Below are 20,438 nucleotides of genomic sequence, written 5' to 3'. Positions count from 1 at the left end.
AAAATTCTTTTTTTACTAAATAAAAAACGTAATCAACTAAAAAAAAGAAAGTTATATTTTAATCAGAACTTAAAACCGCTATAAAATATATAAAAAACAAACACTATTAATATTTTTTTCATTAAAAAAAAGTTAAAAGTTTAAAAAAATATTATTATTTTTCTATAGAATTTTTACAAAACACTAATGTTAACCCCGAAAAAAGGCAGATTATTAATAGCTGAGCCATCTATACTTAATGATGACTCTTTTAAAAGAACAATAGTACTTATTACAGATCATTCTGAAGCTAGTTCTGTTGGGTTCATTTTAAATAGACCTATGCAATATGTTTTAGAAGATTTAATACCAGATATAGAATGTAATTTTACCATATATCAAGGCGGTCCGGTTGAACAAGAAAATTTATATTTTATACATCGCGTTCCACACTTATTAAAAGATAGCATAGAAGTTGCTAATGGTATTTATTGGGGCGGTAATTTTGATTCTTTAAAAAACCTATTAAACGAAAATTTAATTAAACCTTCAGACATAAGATTTTTCCTTGGTTATTCTGGCTGGGGATCTCAACAATTAGAAAGTGAATTGAATACTGAGTCTTGGTTTATTTCCGAAAATGATTTTAATAATATTTTTATTGAAGACGAAGAAGCTATCTGGAAAAACAAACTACTACAAAAAGGCGGAAAATATAAGATTTGGGCAAATGCTCCAGCAGACATCACTATGAATTAATTTTTCTTTTTAAATATTACTTCTTAGACTTTACAAAACTTACTTTCAAGTCACTTCTTCCAATTAAAAAACAAAAGAATAAAATCCTTTTTTTTCAAAAACAAGGTTTGTTTATCTAAGTATCTAATACATTATATATATTAGCAAAAAATAAATATTTATGTTAAGCAAAAGTTTTTTACCAATTATTCTATTACTTTTTATTTTTTCATGTGATTCACCCAAACCAAATCATAATGCAATTGCTGAGGAAGAAATTCCTGAATGTAAAATCATGATTGTTTTAGGAGATGACAGAAGTGGTTCTTCTGAAAGTATTCAAAAATTAAATCAAGATGACTACAAAGCTATTGTTGATGTTATTAATCAAAACGGAAGCGGTTATTTCACTTCAACAATTATAGGAAATCCAGCACCTAATTCTAAAGAAATTTTCAGGTTAAAAGTTAGCGCTTTAAAACCTTACAAGAATATTTTAACTTCAGAACACCCAACATTATCTGAACAAGCCAAGCAAAAAAAATACAACGATAAGATTAAAGCTAAAAATGAAAAAATTAAGAAGAAAAATGCTTCAAAATTAAACAGCTTTTTATCTAAAACTGTTCAAAGTTCAATTTTAAACTACACCCCTTACAAAGGAAAAGATATTACTAATATAAACCTTGCTTTTGAACACATTAACAAACTTTTAAAAGAACCAAACGTAGAAGATTATGATAAAGTTATGGTAGTTCTTTTTACAGATGGTGTAAATGAACCTAGAAGATCTGGAAAAATTGAAAAAATTAAAACCAAATTAGCTTTACCTGATAATGCTGAATTGTTTTTAATTGGTTGGAAAGATACTTCTATTTTTGAAGGAATTGAACTAAATGAATTTGAAGGCAAAGAAGGTTTCTTTAGCTATATTGAAGACTTTGAATGTATATAAAAACTAACTGTTATGATAATAAACTGGGACAAACCTTCTACTGATGAATCGGAAGATCTTTTTAAAATCTCTGATGAACTAGCTTCAAGAGCAAATTCTGCATCTAAAAGAGCTAGAGATACTTTTGAAATTTTAAAACCAAATGAAGAAAAACTTAAACAATGGGATAAAATTATGTCTAATGCATATGTTGTTCCATTTACAATTGCTTTTGTGGTTATATGCATTTTAGAATATTATTTTAGTAGAGAAATTTATAGGGATATTTTACCTCAAGCACCTTGGGTTATTGGTGTTGGTATAATTTTCATTTCTATCGTAATTGCAGAATTAATGGTTGGAATGCTAAGTTCTCACACCAGAAATAAACGTTTTTTTGAAGAGAAAAAAGTTCCTTCAAACTCCGCAAAACCAGAATCTGACATTAGAAAAGGAATTGTAAGAGATGTTAGAATTCAATTTTTTGTTGGTAGTACATTATTTTCTGCCATTGGTGTTGCTATATATTATTTCTCTAAAGAACGTGTTGCGAGAGAAATTTCAGCAGGAATTAGAGAATCAGTTTTCGGAATTCAAGATGTTTTACCTGTACTTTTTTATGTACTTGAAGTATTGGCAGGATTGTTTGTGTTTTACTTGTTTAAAAGATCTGTTTTAGCTATAAAAAACTACAGAAGTAGAAAGAAATATAGTAAAGAAGTAAATAACGCCAGATCTAATACAAGTGAATCTTGTAAATATTTTGATGATGCTGAAAAGAAAGGCTATAATACTTTTTTAGATGATGTTAGCAATAACGTCCACTTAGGTTTTTATAGAAACAAACATCAGAACACCAACGAACAACATTTAAAATATGTAAATGAACCTGAAAAAGAACTTCAGGCATTTAAAGCATTATTTAAAAATGCTAATGGAACACCAATACAGGTAACCATAGATGCATTAACTGAATATAAGTTTAGAGAAAGTAAAACTAGCAATACAGAAGGAATAATTGACATGAATTTTAACTCTTATCCTGAAGATCAAATTAAACAATTTAGAGTTACATATTTTGATACTAACAAAGAAAAAGTAGTTGAAGAAATATCAGGAAATTATTCTTTAAATAATAATACACCTTATGAAATTATTTTAAAGTAAACTAAAAAAAGAGATTTATATAAATTATAAATCTCTTTTTTTTACACATTTTTTTTTCATCTATTTCCATTATTCTTATTAGCATAAATTCTCTTTTTGTAGTTACACCTACTTCTAATCGACTTAAAAAAACTACACTTCAGCAGTTTAAGCTTATTAAATCAACAATTCGTTAATATCTTGTAGCTGTATAAAAACAGAAACATGAAAATTAAACCTACAATAGTAAGACTAATAAAATGTCATGGAAATGAATTCGAAATTGAATTCCTAAAAGTAAATCGATTTATATCTGTAAGTAGATATTATTACGAAAAAATGTCAAATAGTCCCAAAGAATTTATATTCATTAATTAACATAGCTAATAAAACAGATAAGTTCTATAGCTGTTTTCTATGTTTTAAAAATGGTACCCTCTTATAATTATTACTTTTAATAATCCAATTTGTCTTTTTTAAATTTAGAAAATAGATCAGGTAATAGTTTCTTTAAAATATAATTTTGATTTTCATGTAACTCAATTATTTCTTTCTTCCCCCACAATTCACCACTTATTAAAATATATAATTACACTCCTTTATTTTGATTACAAACCAAAAAACACATAAAAACAACCATTCATCCACAAAAAACATCCATATAACTAAAAAAAAAGTAATCAAACTACTTTCTCAATAATTTCACATTCAGCTAATTTTTTCAATAATGAATTATCCTGTAAAAAAACTTAAATTTATTACTCCTAATGGTAGTGAAATAGAAATGGAAATGCCAATAGCAAACTTAACATTAACTGTAAACAGATATTCTAATAAAGAGTACTTTGTCGATAAAATTAAGGTGACACTATCCCAAAAAGTGTGTAAGTTCAAAATATCAGGGTTAAGGTTTTAAATCTTAATCCTGTCTTCAAATATAGCCAAAAACTGGTTAAGAATAATCCCCCAGTTTCTAACGGGCATTGTCCATTTTTTTGTACTCTGTCTTAAAGCCAAGAACACAGATTTAATTACAGCTTCATCTGTTGGGTATGAGAGTTTATTTTTGGTGTATTTTCTAATTTTCCCATTTAGATTTTCGATTAGGTTTGTGGTATAAATTATAGTTCTAATTTCAACAGGGAAGTCAAAGAACACCGTAAGTTCATCCCAGTTATTTTCCCAGCTTTTTATGGCATAAGAGTACTTTGAGTTCCATTTGATTTTAAAGTCTTCTAAAGCTGCTTTAGCGGCTTCTTTAGTGGGCGCTGTGTAGATTTGCTTCATGTCAAGAGTAAAAGCTTTTTTATCTCTCCACACGACATATCTACAAGAATTTCTAATTTGATGAACTACACATATTTGAGTAGTAGAATTAGGGAAAACTGTTTTTATAGTATCAGTAAAGCCATTTAAATTATCGGTAGCTGTTATCAATATATCCTGAGTTCCTCTAGCTTTAATGTCGGTTAATACGGTCATCCAAAAAGCAGACGATTCATTTTTACCCAACCATAAGCCTAGCACTTCTTTCTTACCATCTGTTCTTAAGCCTACTGCCATATAGATGGTTTTATTGATAACCTTAGAGTTTTCTCTAACTTTAAAAACAATACCATCCATCCAAACAATTAAATAAGTAGCTTCTAATGGTCTATTCTTCCAAGCTATTATATCATTGGTGATTTTATCTGTAATTCGAGATATAGTAGAACTAGAGATATTAAAACCGTAAAGTTCTTTTATTTGATCTTCAATGTCACTAGTACTCATTCCCTTGGCATATAGGGATATGATGATATTCTCAACTCCATCAGAGGTACTTTCTCTTTTCTTGACAAGCATAGGGTTAAAACTGCCTTCTCTGTCTCTAGGAACTTGTATCTCTGTTTCGCCTAGTGAGGTTTTTAATTTCTTTTTAGAATATCCGTTGCGAACATTCCCAGTGCTACTTTTCTTATGTTTTTCATAGTCTAAATGAGCATCTAATTCTCCTTCTAGAATCTTTTCTATACCACGTTTATGAAGCTCTTCTAGAAAACTAGTTAATTCTGAACCGTTACTGAATTGTTTTAAAAAGTCATCGTTTAATAAATCTTCTGGTTTCATCTTTGCGTAAAATTTTAAAATTAATTATTTAAAAAAAATATCGGGGTTGAATTCAACCCCGATATTTTTAAAACTTACACAGTTTATGAGATACTACCATTAAGGTTAACGTTTATCTTAACTAGTTAAAACCATAAGATCTAAACTTTTTCTAATTTTCATAGAAATCTCAGTTTTAAATTCTTTTTTTCTATAATTAGTTACTGGTTGAACGCCTATAACAGCATTGGTAATAAACACTTCATCTGCCTTCTGAATTTCAAAAGGTGAAATAGATGTTTCTTCAATTGTAAAATCTTTATGATCCTCTAATAATTCGATAATTTTTTTTCGAACTATGCCTTTTATACACCCCTCTGTTAGTGCAGGTGTTTTAATTATATTTCCTTTTATTATAAAAATGTTTCCATTTGTAACTTCTGCAACTCCTTTTCTTTCATTTAACAAAACACAATTATCTAAATCATTTTCTTCTGCAAAAACAGCAGCTATGGTATTCAACATTCTATTTGTTGTTTTAACTGTAGATAATAATCCTGAATAATTATAAAAGTCTTTATATAAATCTAATATATACTTATCTTTAACTTCAACTTTTGCAGGTTTAACATCGATAACATAATCTATTTCATTAGTTTTTGGAGTATATAAACCTCCATCTTTTCTGTATACAGTTAACCTAGCCCTTAAACTATTCTCTGAAAACTTTTCAGATACTTTTTTAATTTCATCTTCTAAAAATTCTAAAGTGAACTTCATAGGAATTTTCATACGCAACATACGCATAGAGGCCATTAATCTAAAATAGTGATCTTCAAAAAACACTACTTTTCCATTTAAAATTTTAATAGTTTCAAAAATACCATCACCAAATTTAAATGCTCTATTTTCTAGAGTTAACTGAAATTCAGATGCGTCGATTATATTTCCGTTATGATTTATCATTCCTTAAAAATTTAAAGAACGAAATTAGTAAAATAAAACAATGTTATAAATAAAAAAACTCAGCATTTAGCTGAGTTCATATTTATTTAATAACAGAAGTAATTATGCTCCTATCAAATGTTTTAATTCATCTATTTGATTCTCCCAAAGCATCTTAGATTCTTCAGCAGATTCTTCATCATCTGCAAAATCAGTAACAATTAGAGAAACATCTTTTGTTAAAGGGTCAACCTGAACTCTAAATTCAAAATAACTTTCGTCATCTTCACTCTCGGTCCATTTAAATTTAATTCGTTCATCCGCTTTTTTTGTTATAATGGTTGCTTCTTCTTCACTATCATCCCAAAAAAAGGTAATAATTTTTCCTCTAGAATTTACTCGATCTGCAAACCACTCTTCTAAACCTGAAGGAGTTGCAAAATATTGATATAACAACGCTGGTGAAGCGTGTACAGGTATCTCTAATTCAAATTTAACTTTACTCATTTACATTTAAGTTTAGCACACAATATATATAAATATTCTTTTTAAAAAAAATGATATTGTTTTCTTGTGTGTAAAAAAAAATGAACTATATTTGCATCCGCAATCGGCGAGGTAGCTCAGGTGGTTAGAGCGCAGGATTCATAACCCTGAGGTCGGGGGTTCAAGTCCCCCCTTCGCTACAAGATTTCTCGAAGCCCTTTAAACACAAGGGCTTCAGAGAAAAAACCAAAAAAAGCATGCCAAATACTCGCTATTGATTTTTCCATTTTTTTTTACAGTTGAAGTAGCATTATCGACGTAAAAAAAATGTCAAAACTTCAAAATCATCAAAATCTCACTCCGTTTATAGATTATATTCCAGCTCAAGTAAAAGAGAATAAATATTGGATTATAGAATATTATGCTATAGATCCCTTTTTGATCCAAATAAAAACAAATTTCAAGCATTAAAGAGAGAAGAAAATTTGCTCAAAAACTCTGTTTAAAAACCAACCATAAACTTGCAAAAGGTTAGACTCCCTTTGTTGATGAAAACAATACAAAATCATACTATAAATTATTTGATATTCTGGATTTATTCTTAAATCAAGCTAAACAAAGAGAAAAAAACAAGACCTAAGAAAAGATTCCATCAGAGATTACAAGAGTTCTATTAAAATTTAAAGGAAGTTTATTTATCAATAAGTTTAATGAAGATTTATATGTCAGACACAATTTAATAGTTTTAACCCTATTAATCTCTATTACAATAATCATTTAACCTTGTTTGTCTTTTTCATTTAAAATAAAAAATGTCATTTTCAAATTGGGATACTCTAACAACTTCTAGATTATATTAATTATGATTGCTCTAAGTTCATTTTTCTATTAAAAGATGTACGGATACTGTATGCGTACAATAAATAATTCATCTTTTCTATTTCTACTTTTACTTTTACCTTCACCTAATATTGGGTAAACTTAAATTTATTAATTATGTTAAAAAACATTTCAAACTTAGGCTCTAAATTGAACAAGCTAGAGCAACAATCAATCAATGGTGGAATTGCTAAATATTGCTCAAAGGAACAAATAAAGCTAGGATGTGTAGAAGTTTTTTCACAAAGAGTATGTCTTTGTCCTATTTAATATTTTAGTCCTATTTTTTTAATTAATAAAATTGATTTCTATAAATAACAAAAAAATCAATATAGTCTTATACTATATTCTTATAATAAACATCAATTAGTTTAATTAAAATTATACATACTTAAATCGATTACAAACTAAAAACAAGCGAACTAAAGTTCGCTTGTTTTTAGTTTGTAATCGACTACTACTTCAGATATTTATATATTATTATATAGAATCCTATTTTTTTAATCAAATTTACACTAAAGAAGTTTACCCTTTTTTCTTACTTTAATTTGTATACTCATCAGTAATTATTCCACTCAATTTCTCATTTAAGAAAAGATTAATAAATTTAAATTATGATATTATATAATTTTTAGTTTACTAATCACCATTCCCAAATATTTTTCTATTAAAAATGTACGGATACTGTATGCGTACAATAAATAATTCATCTTTTCTCTTTCTACTTTTACTTTTACCTTCACCTAATATTGGGTAAAACTTAAATTTATTAATTATGTTAAAAAACATTTCAAACCTAGGATCAATCCTAAACAAAAAAGAATTAAAAAATATTAATGGCGCTAGTAAGTTCGAAGTTTGTAATTTTGAAGGTGCGCCAATAATCTGCAAAGTAGGACATTGCCAATTAAATGAAAATGGTAATTGGTCTTGTCTTTAATCTTATTTTAGATAAAGTGATCTTTCAGATCGCTTTATCTTCTAGTAAAAATTTATTTTACAGAAAATTAAAATTGACATATACAAAAAAGAAGACAGATACTATAAATTCGTACCAGCCTTATTTTACACTAATTCAAATATTTTTAACTTTTAATAAAAAAATATGAAATTCATTTATTAAATTTGAAATGTCTAAAAGACGTTTTAGACACTTTTTCTTTTTCATAGCAATTTTCCCACTCAAGCTTTGAGTGGGTTTTTCTTTTAAATAATAAATAATTATTTATAACTATTGTTACACTTAATTTATTAACACCAAACTCCACTTTATCAATAAATCACTTATTTTCAATATTTTACATTTCATCACTCACAAACATTTCTTGTTTTCAATACTAGTCGTAAATAGAGAAAATAATTTTATGTTATAGGCAAAAAAAAAAGAAGATCTCGCTTTTAGCGAAATCTTCTATTATATTATTTGGAAAAGATGTATCCTAAAAATAGGTTAATTGGCAAGTTCCGTAACTACTGTACCTACTTTTCTTACAGTAAACATCTGGCCATCCAAATGTACCTCCAAAAGCAGAACAATCTGCATTTGTTTGACAAGCCTTTCCAATTATAGGAAGTTGCCCTCCATTAATTTCTTTTTGCTGACTTTTCGATAGAAATTTACCTAAGTTTTGAATGTTTTTTTTCATTATAATAATTTTAAAAAAGGTTAATTTTTGCTTTTGTAAAAAAGCACCTCGTTAAATATAATTATTTTATTTTGAATATACTATCGATAATTGTTATTGATTAAAAAACACAACAGAATAAAAAAAAGAAGTACAGAATAAGTTAACATCGTTACACATACAAATCTATAAACACATTATTTAAAAACAATTAAAAGCTAAAACTACTGTATTTACTAACTTTTAAAAATCATAAAACATAGTTACTCTATAATTGATTACAATCTTAAATTATGCTATTTAAATTTTATTCTCTATTTTTTCACCATATTAGTAATAGTTTATATTACATAAAAAAAATGCACAACTTTTAGCCTCATAGTAAAATATGAGGCTTTTTTAATTTTATAATTTCAAACATTATAAAGTCAATAAAAAAAGAAGACCGATACTATAAATTCGTACCAGCCTTCTTTTACACTAATCCAAATATTTTTTATTGATAAACCCTAACGTAGTCTATTTCCATTGTAGCTTCTGAGAAGCTTGAATCAATAGAGCCACCTAAAGTTCCTCCCATTGCTACATTTAAGATCAAAAAGAAATTCTCATTGAATGGCAAAGCTGAAGTATTGGCTAATTCATAATATTTAACATTATCTAAATACATGCTAATACTAGACTCTGTCCATTCTAAAGTATATAAATGAAATTCTGATGTTGCATTAGTAATTGAAGTTGTTTGACCAAAATCTGCTTTTGTATTACTTGCTGTATCTTGCCAATGACAAGTTGCTAGAACTGTATTTTTATCAGCTCCTGTTTGCTCCATAATATCAATTTCGCCAGAAAAAGGCCAACCTACTGTAGAGAAATTAGAACCTAACATCCAAATTGCAGGCCAAGTACCAGCGCCTTCAGGTAATTTAGCTCTAACTTCTACTCTACCATATTTAAAATCGTATAGACCTTCTGTTTTCAATCTTGCTGAAGTAAAGGCACTTCCTGAAAAATTTTCTCGCTTTGCTGTAATTACCAGATTTCCATTCTCAACTACTGCATTATCTGCTCTATCTGTATAATACTGTACTTCATTGTTTCCCCAACCATTTGTTCCTGTACCAATATCATAAGTCCATTTTGTTGGATCTGGCGCTCCATTGATTTCAAAATCGTCTTCCCAAATTAATGTATTAAAAACAAATGGGGAAGTTGTTTGAGGATCTTGTGTGGTAATTAAAAACCACCAATCAAATTCATTGTTCGCATCTGTAATCCTTAAAACTAATTCATTTGGGATTTGACGATCGAATATTTCATAATTGTGATTTCCTATATAATAACCTATAAATCCTATTCCTGATAAAGAAATTGTTTCCACTCCACCTGGAGCTATTAAACTCCATGTTCCTGAATAATCTGCTAATGTATAATTCAATACATCTGCATTATCTATAGTTCCACCTGAACCACCAGAGCTAGATAATTCATCTATCAAACCATTTCTACCAAAAACAGTTCCGTTTGTTTGATGCTGAAAACTTCCATCTGAATTGAATACAAAACGATCATCATACATTCCAACACCTTCTTTTTCATTTGCTGATGCTTGATACCACTCTCCAAATATCGAACCTCCAACAGGTCCTAAACCAAAATGGCCTCCAACTTCCGCTTTAATTCGCCATGTCTTTGAAGAAACAGCATTTGGATCTGCTGGATCGAATCCGTATAATTTATTTTTTAAATCATCTGGTGCTTCATATAAAGCTAATACATCTACTTGTATTGTTTTACTTGATGAAACTCCTCCTGTACCTATTGCAACTACTGTTACTGTATATGTATTTACTCCTAATTCACTAAAATTATATGTGATTTTACCATCTGGTTTAGATGATTCAATACCATTATAAATAAACTTAAACGATAAAGCATTTTCTGCTGTGGCTCTAAAATTTACAACTCCACTACCATCGCCGTTAGGATTTGTAGTATCTTGACCAATGATTTCTGCTTCAATAGTAATATTACTCGGTGTAATAATATCTCCAAAATCATAGTTATTCTCTTCACAACTATTTAATAATAGCATTGTAAAAATTATGATAACTATTTGAGGTATATATTTCTGTATTTTCATTGCTATCCTTGGTTTAATTCGTTAATGTTAATTCGTCATAATAATACTCACTGCCATCTCCATTGACTCCGAAATCAAAGAAAATAACTACTCGAACATAATCGGCTGCTGGTGCACCACTAAAATCATAAATCAATTCTTCCCATGAATTGGAAACTGTAGTGTTTAAATCAACTTCATGTGTAATACTGGCATCTTGATTCTCTAATTTTAACTTCACTACTGCTCCTTGTTTGGGTGACCATGTTTTTACACTAATCTTTGAATAAGTAGTGAAATCTAATGCTGTATCTGTCTCAAAAAAAGCTCCTGCCCAAACTTCTGAACCACTTGTCTTTGTTAACTTTGCTACATTAGATGTAGTATTTACACCATTCATGTCTGGATTGGTAATGACTTCAACTCCAGCTATATTTCCGAATGATGTAAAACTTGGTGCTGTACCTTCAAAATCTTGGAATACTAACGAAGAAACTCCTGAATCGTTTACTAGGGTAATATCATCGTAATAATATTCACTACCATCTCCATTGACTCCAAAATCAAAGAAAATAACTATACGAACATAATCGGCCGTTGGGGCTCCACTGAAATCATAAATCAATTCTTCCCATGCATTAGAAACTGTAGTGTTTAAATCAACTTCATGTGTAATACTAGCATCTTGATTCTCTAATTTTAACTTCACTACTGCTCCTTGTTTAGGTGACCACGTTTTTACGCTAATTTTTGAAAAAGTAGCTAAATCTAATGGTGATGAAATTTCAAAGAATCCTCCTGCCCAAACTTCTGACCCTGAGCCTTTAGTTAATCTGGCAACATTAGCCGTAGCGTTAATTCCACTCATATCTGGATTAGATACAACCTCTACTCCTGCTCCTCCGAAACTTGTAAATACTGGTGCTGCTCCTTCAAACCCTTCTACAACTTGACTTGTAGTATTACTCGGATTTTTCCAGAAATAAACATTATCAATAAATACAATACCTGCTCCACTTGGATCGCTTGAGATAATATACTGATTGATATCTGAAAATGATTCCATTCCTACTGCTGCAAAATCTGATAAAGGAATATCTAAAGAAACCCATTCTCCTTGAGTTGGAGTAAATGACAATTCCGCTTCGGTATCACCTGCTCCTCCAAAACCATCTCCTTTGAAATCAACTAATTTTAAACGGAAAGCTGTGATGTTTGGAGTCCAAACATCTAAGTGGATAAACTCCATTCCTGAAGCATCTACTGGTGAACTTACTGTTTCTATTCCATTGAAATTTAACCCAGTGTATTTCTTTGTCGCATTACCTGCAATCATAACATCTTCAAAACTTGCTGCACTCCAAACTGTATTCCAGGTATCGACACTAACATCAGTATAAGCATCACTAAATAATGAAATAACATCTGATTCAGCTCTACTTCTTGGCGTAGCGGCCGCTGTAGTTGGTGCTAAAATTTCTGTAACCGTAAAGGTAGCTGTATATTCTGTAGTCGCAATTGCTGCTCCTTTTGCTACAACTCGAATATCGTAATCTCCTGGAGCTTGATAAACATAACTTAATGATTCTCCTATGTTGGCTGTAGCCACTGGTTGGCTTACTCCTGATTCTCCTGAGTAAAACTCATACATAGTCGCGTAATCTGCTGTAGCTGTAACATCAACTTGTTTTGAAACACTTACACTATTTTCTATAGTAATCATTAAATTCTCTGGAGCTTTAAAAGAAACAACTAATTCTTGTGTTACTTCTGATTTTTTTCCACTGATATTAAAAGCCTCTATTTTTACCATGTAAGTCCCTTCTCCATAAACATGAGAAACACTTTGACCAATAGCTACATCAGCAAAATCCGAACTACCATCTCCAAAATAAACTTTAAAACTATTTGCACCATCTGCTGTGGGCGTAATTGTAACCAAACCCGTATTGTCTTGCGCTAACGAATAAGTCGCCGAAACATTAGTAGGAGAAACCAAACTGTCTACAAAAGATAGATCACGATCTTCTTCTATACAACCTACTAAAACTAATAATCCTAATATGATATAATATATTTTCTTCATAATCTTATTTGTATTTATTGTTCTGAACATGTAGAAGTTGCATATCCTTTATTTTGACACCAATTATTTCCTGCTAATTCTATTTCAATTCTAGGAATTGGAAACAATTCATTTTTTCCAGCTGTAAATCCAGGTATTGATGAAGTTTGACCAGTACGAACTTGATCAAAAAATCGATGCCCTTCTCCAGCTAATTCTAATCGTCTTTCTAATAAAATATTATCTAGAGTTGCCGTAATTCTATCTGTTGTAGTTCCAAAAGCCCTATCTCTCACTTGATCTAAGTATCCTTGTGCTACTCCGGAATTTCCTGATTGAACATGAGCCTCAGCAGCCATTAACAATACATCTGCATAACGAATAGCTCTGTAATTATTACTATGTGTTAATCGAGTATCTAAAGCATTTCCTTCAGCAAAAGGAATGTATTTAAAATTAAAATATCCATTATGATCATGTCCTTGAGTAAATGTTACATCTGGTCTTGTTGCAACAAAATCATTAATATTAAAAAACGTTGCGTTTCTTCTAGTATCTCCTGTTTGATAAGCATTCACTATATCTAAACTCGGAATATTAAAACTAAAACCTTCTGCATAAGGAGCATAATTCCCTGTTCTAAATCTAGGTCCCATAAAACCAACTGCTATATTTCCTTCTACACATTGGAAACAATCGAAACTTGCTCCTTCTTGCCCAAAATATTGTACTTCAAAAACAGATTCAGAATTATTTTCATTTTGATTTGAAAAAATCATCGAAAAACTGGGCACTAAACTATATTGACCAGAACTTACAACTTGGTCTAAAACTTGTGCTGCTTGAGTATATTTTTGTTGATACAAAAATATTTTACCTAATAGAGCCAAAGCTGCCCCTCTTGTAGCTCTACCAGGCTGTGTTTGTTGCCATGGTAAAATAACAGCAACACTTTGTAAGTCCTTTTCTAACTGAGTATAAATCTCGGTTACACTAGACTTACCTATACTTTGAGATTCTTCAATACTTATTCTTTTGTCTAAATACATAGGAACACTTCCGAAGAATTTCACCAATTCAAAATAATAATATGCTCTTAAAAATTTAGTTTCTGCTATTACTTGATCTTTCCTATCGAAATCTGTTTTATCTTTAAACTCAATGATATAATTTGCTCTACTAATTCCTGCATACATCCATTGAAAAATATTTCTTAATGCTCCATTATCAGGATTATGCGTCATATCATCTATCTGTTGCCAATCTAAAACATCGGTAGGGTTTTCACCTCCACACAAACTATTATCAGAGGCAATTTCTCCCAAAATTTGATTTAAATATGTAGTTGACAATAAATCGTAAACTCCAACTAACGCATTTTCATAATCTTCTGCAGTATTAAAAAAGTTCTCTGTATTTTCTTGTCCTTCTGGTAAAACCTCTAAATAATCATCACAACTTAAAGTAGTAAGAAAGATTATTATCGCTATTATTTTTATATTGTTTTTCATCTTCTACTGATTTAAAATGATACTTTAATTCCTGTAATAAACATTCTTGGTTGTGGATACTGACCTAGATCTACTCCAGCTCCAATTGCACTTGCATTAGAAATATCTGGATCATAACCTCTATATTTTGTAAAAGTGTATAGATTATTTACAGAGAAATAAAGTCTTAAAAAATCTATACCCTTTATTTGTTCTGAATTTAATGTATAACCTAATTGTACATTTTGAATTCTTAAGAATGATCCATCTTCTACATAAAAAGAAGAAAATAACTGATTATTAGCAGCATTTGTTGAAGCTCTTGGAATTTCGTTAGAAGTACCAGGGCCTGTCCATCTTCCATTATACAATGATAATTTATTACTATACGTTAAAAATCGCTCATAACTTCTTACAATTTCGTTTCCTAAAGAAGCATAAAAAGAAGCTCCAAAATCGAAGTTATAAAGCTTAAAATTGAACCCACCACCCATAGTAAAATCTGGAATAGGATCACCTAATACAGTTAAGTCATTTTCGCTACCGAACTCTATATATCCATTTCCATCGACATCTACATATTTTAAATCTCCAGGAGCTGCACCAGGTTGATATTCATCTAAACTTCCGTCTCCATCTCTATCCACTGCTAAAGCATCAATCTCAGCTTGTGTTTGAAAAACACCATCAGTTTTTAACCCATAAAAAACACCAATTGGTAAACCGTTTTGCATTCTAGAAGGCTGTTGATTCAAACCAAATAAACCACCAGAAATAAAACCTGCTGCATTGTTTACATCAATAACCTCGTTATTAATTGTAGTTAGATTATAGTTTAAAGCTAAAGAAACATCGTCAGAAAAATAATGTGTATAATTTATACCAAACTCGACACCTTTATTTTCAACAATACCAGCATTTACTACTGGAGCTCCACTACCTGGTGCAGAAACTCCTAAAAGCGCTGAAATTTCTGGAATTACAAGTAAATCTTCCGTTCGTTTTTTATAATAATCGAGCGTAATGTTTAAGTTATTATTATAAAATCCTAAATCAAATCCGATATTCGTTTGAATTGTCGTTTCCCATTGTAAATCTTGATTAGACAAAACTCCTACAGCATTTCCGAATGATAAAACATCTCCAAAAGGATACGTTGCATCTCCATTTACACCTTGTAAAAAACCTAACCACCTATAAGCTCCAATTTTGTCATTTCCAACAATCCCCCAACTTCCTCTCAACTTAAGATTAGAAATACCCGTATCACTTAAAAAATCTTCGTTATGAACTACCCATCCTGCAGAGAAAGAAGGTAAATATGCAACCCTATTATTAGGTCCGAATCTTGTAGAAGCATCTCGACGTAAAATTGCTGAGAATAAATACTTTTCATTAAAATCGTATTGTAACCTCCCGAAGATAGAAGTATAACGATCTTCGATTGTAAAAGAATCTGAATTTATTGTTTCTCTAATATCATTTGTACCAAGATCATCATCATCTATAATAAAAGATTGTGTATTAAATAAGAATGCATTTTTCCACGAATCACTTGCTGTTAGAAACCCAGACCCAAAAATACCTTTGCTTTGTTCAGTCGTTAATGAAAGTCCTAAAGTAGTTTGAAAGTTATGATATTCTCCAAGTGTAAAATTATAATTCACAAAGTTTTCTGAAATGAAAGAGAACAAATTTTGATCATTTTCATTTACTCTACTATACACATCACGATCTCCATCTCCATTTCTATCTAAATTGAATTGACCAGAAATAGGATCTAAACGAACTGTATTCACCACTTTATTTTCTCCATAATATTGAAGTGGAAAATATGCTCTAGCATATACATTCGAATAATTAAAACTATTTCGAGAAGTAAACTCAAAGTTTTTCAGAAAATCATATACCAGTTCAATCTTACCTGTAAATCGATTTACTCTAGTTTCATTAAACGTATTATCTATTACAGCAAAAGGATTTACAATTTCATTCCCTTGTTCAGTTCCAATGTAAGAAAACCCTTTAGAAGGGCCTGTACCATCAGTACCATCAAAAATTGGAGTTAACGGTGAAGCATTATTAGCATAATACAACACAGAACCTCTACTTCCTTCAGGAATAGTACGTCTAATATTATTTGTATATAAAACTAGAGTATTTAATTTTAATTTATCAGTTAAATTTAAACCTAAATTACTTCTTAATGTCCATCTTGCATAATTAGATCTACCTGGAGCTATAATTCCTTTTTGATCTAACAAACTTCCACTAACATTAAAATTATAGGTTTCTCCTCCTCCAGTTGCACCAATATGATGCGTAATCATTGGAGTAGTTTCAAACAATGCGTCTTGCCAATCTGTCTCTGTATTTATATTTTGCAATTGAAAAGGAGGAGTTCCACCATCTGCCGCTATAGTTTCATTTACTAACGCTGCATACTCTATTCCCTTAAGTAAGTTTAATTTTTTAGTTGTTTCTTGTAATGCTACAGAAGTACTATAAGTAAACTTTGTTTCTGTACTATTTTTACCAGATTTTGTTGTAATTAAAATTACTCCATTTGCTCCTCTAACTCCATAAATAGCAGTACTTGCATCTTTTATCACATCTATTTTTTCTATATCATTTGGATCAATAATACTTAAATCTGAACCAATTTGAACACCATCAACTAATACTAAAGGTGAATTATCTCCATTAGTTGTTACACCTCTAATTCTTATATTATATGAAGATCCCGGAGAACCTGAATTAGAACTTACCTGAACTCCTGCTGTTCTACCTTGCAACGCTTGTTCAATCCGTTGTGGATTATTTCGTTCTATTTCTTCAGGTTTTACAGTACTATAAGCTCCAGAGACTAATTCTTTTCGCTTTGCTCCATACCCTATTATAATTACTTCATTTAAAAAACTTTCTTCAGTATCTATCTCTAATTCAACATCTATTAAAGAGCTAGTCACTACAATTGTTTTCTTTTTATAACCCGGATAACTAATTTCTAAAACTTTACCTATTGCAGCTTTTATTATATAACTTCCATCAAATTCCGTTTCTGAAGTAATGGAAGATTCTTTTAATAAAATAAATGCTCCAGGAATTGGTTCTTTTGTTACTCCATCTAACACTTTTCCCTTTACTTCAATATCTTGGGCAAACGAAATAAATGAAAGACATAACAGACTAAATAGTGTAAATAGTTTTCTCATATAAGATGGTATAATTGATTTAAAAATTTGATCTTGTTTGGTGAGGAGAAATATTTATATACACAAATGACATCTTAAAATTTAGATGTCATTTGTGTATACTTTTTTGAATTTTAATTCAGTGTAAAATTGATAGGAAAAGAATAAGAAGTATTTACATTTTCCCCTTCTATTTTTCCTGCTTTAAGCTTTGGTAACTTCTCTATAAATCTGATTGCTGCTACTTCTAAAATTTTAGCATTTTCTGGGCCTTTTGCAGTAATATCAACCACGTTTCCTTTTGAATTAATTACAAAATTCACAACTACCTCTCCTTCAATATTTTTCATTTTTGCCTCTTCTGGATAAGCAAAATAACTTTGAATATGTTCTATTAAATTTTCATTAAAACATGTTAAAGAATCATCATTAGATTTCTTACATGAATCAAACTGTGGAATTATATCTAATGAAGAGAAACTATGAATTGTTTCTTTTACCTTATTTGTATTAGTTTTTCTAATATTTGTCGGTTTCTTTCCTGGAATTTTAAATGTTATTGGTAAGCCATATTTAACAGCTACAGTATTTCCATTATGTTCTCCTGGCTTAAATTTAGGTAGCTTCTTAATAATTCTTTTTGCTTCTTTCCCTAATAAATCTCCTTTGTATGGTGATACAATTTTTAAATCTTGTATATCTCCATTTTTACTTATTGAAAAATGAGCATATACTTTTCCTTGAATACCCCTATCATAAGCACTTATAGGGTATTTAAGATTTTTTCTAATGTGATTTCGTAATTTAACTTTAAAACAACGATCCTGCTCATAAATAGGTGCTGATTCACAACTTTTAAAAAGAGGAATTTGATCTACATAATCATATGGTAAAACATCTGGTATTTCTTCTTTTTTAACATCTACTATAGAATTAACAATATTAACTTTCTTTTTTATTGATGCTAGTTTATGAGAATAACCTGCTGAAGATAAGCCAGTGGCTTTATCTCTTTTTCTTACCACTCTTCTTCTTCTCGAAGTAACTTGAACGGTAACTTTTTGTACTTTATTATCTTCAGATTTTCTGTCGATAGAGCACTTTGTAATACTGTTTAGATCTAAAACTGGATCATCTACAGAGTTTGAACATGTCTGTGAAGACTGGGGGCTGACATTGGCTATACAGAATAGCAACAGAAGTGTCGAAAACCTTAGTTTTATATTCATAATACGGGGGGTTTAATGTTTAAATGAAACTAATTTTCTCTATTATTTGTAAAAAATATATAAGAACTTTTTAATTATTTTTCTTGTTTTAAAAAAACAATCACACCTACTAATATACTAATTAACAATCTATTAAAAAAACAAAAAATCACAAAAAGTAAAAAAAAGGTTATTTTCTTTATTATTTAATAAGGAAAACACCAATAAAAAAACCGAGTTAAACACTCGGTTTTATCTATAAAAATGATTAAACTAAAAATTCGAAAAGATTGGGCTTATCGTTAAGATATTCTCCGTAGAAATTCAATCTTTTCATTCTTTCAATTAAAGGATACAAATCTTTACTTTCTTCTAATTCAATCCCAACAACTGCTGGTCCGTTTTCTCTAGTCGTTTTTTTTGAGTATTCAAAAAAAGTGATATCATCGTTTTCTCCTAAAACATTCATCACAAATTCTTTTAATGCTCCAGCTCGTTGCGGAAATCGAATTATAAAATAATGTTTTAAGCCATTATGTAAAAGCGCCCTCTCTTTTATTTCGGCTGTTCTAGTAATATCGTTGTTACTACCACTAACTACACAAACTATATTTTTTCCTTTTAACTCTTCTTTAAATTGATGTAACACACTAACTGTTAAAGCACCAGCAGGTTCAACCACAATAGCTTCTTTATTATACATTTCTAATATAGTTTGACAAACTTGACCTTCAGGAACTGTAACCATATCATGTAAATTCTCAGCACAAATTTTATGTGTTAAATCCCCTACTTGTTGTACAGCAGCTCCATCCACAAACTTATCTATCCTATTTAATTTTACAGGATTTCCTTTATCTAATGCATTTCTCATAGAAGGTGCTCCTGTAGGCTCTACTCCTATAATTTTTGTATTGGGCGAAAGATACTTAAACACTGAAGATAATCCAGATGCTAAACCTCCTCCTCCTACTGGTACAAAAACGTAATCTATTGGAACATTCGATTGATTTAAAATTTCTAACCCAACAGTTCCCTGGCCTTCAATGACTTTTGGATCGTCAAAAGGATGTACAAAAGTCATTTTGTTACAGTCAGCAAATTTTTTTGCATTAGTATACGAATCATCAAAAGTATCGCCTATTAATTCAATTGTTACATATTTACCGCCAAACATTCGTACTTGCTCTACTTTTTGTTTTGGTGTAGGCGCGGGCATAAAAATAGTTCCTTGAATTTCTTTTTTATAACAAGCTAATGCGACACCTTGAGCATGATTTCCTGCACTAGCACAAACAATTCCTCTCTCTACTTGCTTAGCTGTTAAAGAGTTTATCTTATTATATGCTCCTCTTATTTTATACGAGCGCACTTGTTGAAGATCTTCTCTCTTTAAAAATATATTTGCCTTAAAAGTATTAGAAAGATTAAAATTTTCTTGCAATGGTGTAACTGCTGCTACACCTTTAAGTGTAACAGCAGCTTCTTTAATTGCTGACAATTCTGGAAAATATGTTTTCTTTACTATTGATTCCATAA

At 29.9% G+C, this 20,438-nt stretch carries 15 protein-coding genes and 1 tRNA gene; 6 read left to right on the top strand and 10 right to left on the bottom strand.

The window, feature by feature from the left end:
* Positions 1 to 186: 186 nt before the first annotated feature.
* The 4 genes from AC2TEO_RS16930 (at position 187) to AC2TEO_RS16915 (ending at position 3,713) form a co-directional block, all read left to right on the top strand.
* Entirely contained in the window at positions 187 to 738 is a 552-nt protein-coding gene (locus AC2TEO_RS16930) for a YqgE/AlgH family protein (RefSeq protein WP_442265952.1), read from the top strand.
* 160 nt (positions 739 to 898) lie between these two features.
* Positions 899 to 1,672: a hypothetical protein gene (locus AC2TEO_RS16925; RefSeq protein ID WP_442265951.1), complete on the top strand. Its 774-nt coding sequence runs from the start codon at positions 899 to 901 to the stop codon at positions 1,670 to 1,672.
* 12 nt (positions 1,673 to 1,684) lie between these two features.
* Positions 1,685 to 2,818: a hypothetical protein gene (locus tag AC2TEO_RS16920; protein ID WP_442265950.1), complete on the top strand. Its 1,134-nt coding sequence runs from the start codon at positions 1,685 to 1,687 to the stop codon at positions 2,816 to 2,818.
* A 706-nt stretch (positions 2,819 to 3,524) separates the two neighbouring features.
* Positions 3,525 to 3,713 carry a hypothetical protein gene (locus AC2TEO_RS16915; protein ID WP_442265949.1) on the top strand — a complete coding sequence of 63 codons (189 nt, stop codon included), beginning with the start codon at positions 3,525 to 3,527 and terminating at the stop codon, positions 3,711 to 3,713.
* Here AC2TEO_RS16915 and AC2TEO_RS16910 read toward each other — a convergent pair.
* From AC2TEO_RS16910 to AC2TEO_RS16900, 3 genes are all read right to left on the bottom strand, one after another.
* A complete protein-coding gene (locus AC2TEO_RS16910) occupies positions 3,710 to 4,906 on the bottom strand; it encodes an IS256 family transposase (RefSeq protein WP_442265948.1) in 1,197 nt (398 codons plus the stop codon). The two genes, AC2TEO_RS16915 and AC2TEO_RS16910, sit on opposite strands and share 4 nt — an antisense overlap.
* A gap of 117 nt (positions 4,907 to 5,023) precedes the next feature.
* Complete coding sequence (locus AC2TEO_RS16905) at positions 5,024 to 5,851, bottom strand: aminotransferase class IV (RefSeq protein WP_442265947.1); 828 nt, start codon at positions 5,849 to 5,851, stop codon at positions 5,024 to 5,026.
* Between the two features lie 102 nt (positions 5,852 to 5,953).
* Positions 5,954 to 6,337, bottom strand: a complete 384-nt coding sequence (locus AC2TEO_RS16900) for an START-like domain-containing protein (protein ID WP_442265946.1) — start codon at positions 6,335 to 6,337, stop codon at positions 5,954 to 5,956.
* A 105-nt stretch (positions 6,338 to 6,442) separates the two neighbouring features.
* On the opposite strand from AC2TEO_RS16900, the gene AC2TEO_RS16895 reads away from it, so the two are divergent.
* Both AC2TEO_RS16895 and AC2TEO_RS16890 read left to right on the top strand, forming a co-directional pair.
* Positions 6,443 to 6,516, top strand: a tRNA-Met gene (locus AC2TEO_RS16895).
* A gap of 127 nt (positions 6,517 to 6,643) precedes the next feature.
* Positions 6,644 to 6,787, top strand: a complete 144-nt coding sequence (locus AC2TEO_RS16890) for a hypothetical protein (protein ID WP_442265945.1) — start codon at positions 6,644 to 6,646, stop codon at positions 6,785 to 6,787.
* A gap of 1,847 nt (positions 6,788 to 8,634) precedes the next feature.
* Here AC2TEO_RS16890 and AC2TEO_RS16885 read toward each other — a convergent pair.
* From AC2TEO_RS16885 to ilvA, 7 genes are all read right to left on the bottom strand, one after another.
* Complete coding sequence (locus AC2TEO_RS16885; RefSeq protein WP_442265944.1) at positions 8,635 to 8,841, bottom strand: hypothetical protein; 207 nt, start codon at positions 8,839 to 8,841, stop codon at positions 8,635 to 8,637.
* A gap of 475 nt (positions 8,842 to 9,316) precedes the next feature.
* Positions 9,317 to 10,963, bottom strand: coding sequence for a glycoside hydrolase family 16 protein (locus AC2TEO_RS16880; protein ID WP_442265943.1), 1,647 nt, complete (start codon positions 10,961 to 10,963; stop codon positions 9,317 to 9,319).
* A gap of 13 nt (positions 10,964 to 10,976) precedes the next feature.
* Positions 10,977 to 13,028 carry a PKD domain-containing protein gene (locus AC2TEO_RS16875; protein ID WP_442265942.1) on the bottom strand — a complete coding sequence of 684 codons (2,052 nt, stop codon included), beginning with the start codon at positions 13,026 to 13,028 and terminating at the stop codon, positions 10,977 to 10,979.
* A gap of 14 nt (positions 13,029 to 13,042) precedes the next feature.
* On the bottom strand, positions 13,043 to 14,518 hold the full coding sequence (locus tag AC2TEO_RS16870) for a RagB/SusD family nutrient uptake outer membrane protein (protein ID WP_442265941.1): 1,476 nt from the start codon (positions 14,516 to 14,518) through the stop codon (positions 13,043 to 13,045).
* 11 nt (positions 14,519 to 14,529) lie between these two features.
* Positions 14,530 to 17,712 carry a SusC/RagA family TonB-linked outer membrane protein gene (locus AC2TEO_RS16865; protein ID WP_442265940.1) on the bottom strand — a complete coding sequence of 1,061 codons (3,183 nt, stop codon included), beginning with the start codon at positions 17,710 to 17,712 and terminating at the stop codon, positions 14,530 to 14,532.
* 113 nt (positions 17,713 to 17,825) lie between these two features.
* The gene (locus AC2TEO_RS16860) at positions 17,826 to 18,920 is read right to left on the bottom strand and encodes an energy transducer TonB (RefSeq protein ID WP_442265939.1); all 1,095 of its coding nucleotides are present in this window, start codon (positions 18,918 to 18,920) and stop codon (positions 17,826 to 17,828) included.
* Between the two features lie 247 nt (positions 18,921 to 19,167).
* Positions 19,168 to 20,436 (bottom strand): threonine ammonia-lyase IlvA, encoded by a 1,269-nt coding sequence (ilvA, locus tag AC2TEO_RS16855; RefSeq protein WP_442265938.1) that lies wholly within the window; start codon positions 20,434 to 20,436, stop codon positions 19,168 to 19,170.
* Between the last annotated feature and the right edge of the window lie 2 nt (positions 20,437 to 20,438).

The sequence above is a fragment of the Tenacibaculum aquaeponti genome, from assembly GCF_057221555.1.
Note: the sequence above shows the minus strand (reverse complement) of the source record. Positions and strands in the feature narration are given on the sequence as shown.

What these genes read in the sequence shown, in the direction of transcription:
- ilvA (WP_442265938.1), bottom strand. Translation starts at nt 20,436, where the DNA reads ATGGAATCAATAGTAAAGAAAACATATTTTCCAGAATTGTCAGCAATT.
- AC2TEO_RS16925 (WP_442265951.1), top strand. Translation starts at nt 899, where the DNA reads ATGTTAAGCAAAAGTTTTTTACCAATTATTCTATTACTTTTTATTTTT.
- AC2TEO_RS16890 (WP_442265945.1), top strand. Translation starts at nt 6,644, where the DNA reads ATGTCAAAACTTCAAAATCATCAAAATCTCACTCCGTTTATAGATTAT.
- AC2TEO_RS16880 (WP_442265943.1), bottom strand. Translation starts at nt 10,963, where the DNA reads ATGAAAATACAGAAATATATACCTCAAATAGTTATCATAATTTTTACA.
- AC2TEO_RS16860 (WP_442265939.1), bottom strand. Translation starts at nt 18,920, where the DNA reads ATGAATATAAAACTAAGGTTTTCGACACTTCTGTTGCTATTCTGTATA.
- AC2TEO_RS16875 (WP_442265942.1), bottom strand. Translation starts at nt 13,028, where the DNA reads ATGAAGAAAATATATTATATCATATTAGGATTATTAGTTTTAGTAGGT.
- AC2TEO_RS16920 (WP_442265950.1), top strand. Translation starts at nt 1,685, where the DNA reads ATGATAATAAACTGGGACAAACCTTCTACTGATGAATCGGAAGATCTT.
- AC2TEO_RS16905 (WP_442265947.1), bottom strand. Translation starts at nt 5,851, where the DNA reads ATGATAAATCATAACGGAAATATAATCGACGCATCTGAATTTCAGTTA.
- AC2TEO_RS16915 (WP_442265949.1), top strand. Translation starts at nt 3,525, where the DNA reads ATGAATTATCCTGTAAAAAAACTTAAATTTATTACTCCTAATGGTAGT.
- AC2TEO_RS16885 (WP_442265944.1), bottom strand. Translation starts at nt 8,841, where the DNA reads ATGAAAAAAAACATTCAAAACTTAGGTAAATTTCTATCGAAAAGTCAG.
- AC2TEO_RS16865 (WP_442265940.1), bottom strand. Translation starts at nt 17,712, where the DNA reads ATGAGAAAACTATTTACACTATTTAGTCTGTTATGTCTTTCATTTATT.
- AC2TEO_RS16900 (WP_442265946.1), bottom strand. Translation starts at nt 6,337, where the DNA reads ATGAGTAAAGTTAAATTTGAATTAGAGATACCTGTACACGCTTCACCA.
- AC2TEO_RS16930 (WP_442265952.1), top strand. Translation starts at nt 187, where the DNA reads ATGTTAACCCCGAAAAAAGGCAGATTATTAATAGCTGAGCCATCTATA.
- AC2TEO_RS16910 (WP_442265948.1), bottom strand. Translation starts at nt 4,906, where the DNA reads ATGAAACCAGAAGATTTATTAAACGATGACTTTTTAAAACAATTCAGT.
- AC2TEO_RS16870 (WP_442265941.1), bottom strand. Translation starts at nt 14,518, where the DNA reads ATGAAAAACAATATAAAAATAATAGCGATAATAATCTTTCTTACTACT.